Genomic DNA, 1,412 nt, shown 5'->3' with positions numbered 1-1,412 from the left:
GCCCCGCTCGTCACGGCGGTCGTCGCGGGTGCGGGTCCTCCGGACCCGCGGCGATCGCGCGGAGCGTCAGTCGTCGGAGACGGCGGCGAACGCGTCGATCGCGGCGGGATCGGCGCCTGCGGCGCGCAGGCGTGCGGCGATGCCGCGTCGGGCGCGCGCGTACGAGGCGTTCGTGCCGTGCATGACCGAGTCGCGGTTGGCGAGGTCGAGCAGGGCGGTGAACTCGAAGGCGAGCTGCTCGGGGTCGTCGAGGGCGAGGAGTTCGCCGCCGTCGCGGGCGTAGCCGAGCGAGACCGAGAGGTACCCGTTCCACTCGAGGAGCGAGCGATCGATCGCGTCGTGCACGTCGCCCGGCTTGGCGTCGAAGTCGGCCGCGGCCTCGGCGAAGAAGCATCCGCCCGGGAACACGCGGTCGCGCGAGTACGTGATCCACCCGTCGAGGAGGGCGATCACGCGACCGAGCCCGCGCGGCAGCTCGCGGGCGGGCGTGATCACCGACTCGACGAACCGCTGCCGGGCGGCCTCGACGGTCGCGAGCTGCAGCCGTTCCTTGCTGCCGAACAGCGTGGCGACGCCGCTCTTGCTGACGGATGCCGCGTCGGCGATGCGGCCGATCGAGAGCTGGTCGAGGCCCTCGACCGACGCGAGGTCGACGGCGGCGGCGAGCACCTGTCGTCGCGACGCGTCGCCCCTGACGCGCCGGCCGTCCATGACTCCGCTGGAGGTTTCTGCGCTCACCCTCTCGATTTTACGCACGAACGTTCGTATACTCAACACACGACCGTTCGTATTCATTGATCGGAGAGCCCCGTGTCCACCATCGCCGAGACCGCGACCGCCGCCGCACTCCTCAGCCGCGTCGCCGCCATCCGCGCGGCCGAACTCGTCTCCCCCGAGGCGTCCGCCGCGGCCGCCCTGCCGCTCTTCATGCGCGTCGGCGGGCGCCTGCCCGTCCGCCCATCCGACCGCTCGGTGCACGCCGCCGCGACGCACTCCACAATCCGCGTGCGCGGGCGCGACCTCGCGACCTACGAATGGGGCACCGGGCCCGACACGATCCTGCTGGTCCACGGATGGTGCGGCCGCGCGTCGCAGTTCGCGCCCATCGTGCGGGAGCTGCGCGCCGAGGGCTTCCGCCTGCTCGCGTTCGAGGCGCCCGCCAACGGCGAGTCGGCCGGCCGGCGGACCGACATCCGCGACTGGCTCGCCGCGATCCACGCCCTGCAGGCCCGCGAGGGCCGCTTCCACACGATCATCGGGCACTCGTTCGGCGCCATGGCGGCCCGAGCGGCCGTCGGGGACGGCGTCTCCACGGGCGGCGTCGTGGCGATCGCCGGACCCTCGCGGGCTCGCTTCCTGGTCGACGCGTTCGCCGAGCGGATCGGCGCACGCCCCGCCACGGCGGACGCGCT

At 73.7% G+C, this 1,412-nt stretch carries 2 protein-coding genes; one reads left to right on the top strand and one right to left on the bottom strand.

Annotated elements, in window-relative coordinates:
- Positions 1-66: 66 nt before the first annotated feature.
- Entirely contained in the window at positions 67-738 is a 672-nt protein-coding gene (locus ESO86_RS16975) for a TetR/AcrR family transcriptional regulator (protein ID WP_242492435.1), read from the bottom strand.
- A 72-nt stretch (positions 739-810) separates the two neighbouring features.
- Between ESO86_RS16975 and ESO86_RS16970 the strand changes: the two genes are divergently transcribed.
- Positions 811-1,412, top strand: a 602-nt coding sequence (locus tag ESO86_RS16970) for an alpha/beta fold hydrolase (protein ID WP_165308255.1), incomplete at its 3' end; no start/stop codon positions are given.

It is taken from the genome of Agromyces binzhouensis, assembly GCF_004135055.1.
In the GTDB taxonomy this organism is placed as follows: Bacteria; Actinomycetota; Actinomycetes; order Actinomycetales; family Microbacteriaceae; genus Agromyces; species Agromyces binzhouensis.
The sequence above is the reverse complement of the archived record's forward strand: the minus strand, read 5'-3'. Positions and strand labels throughout refer to the sequence as shown.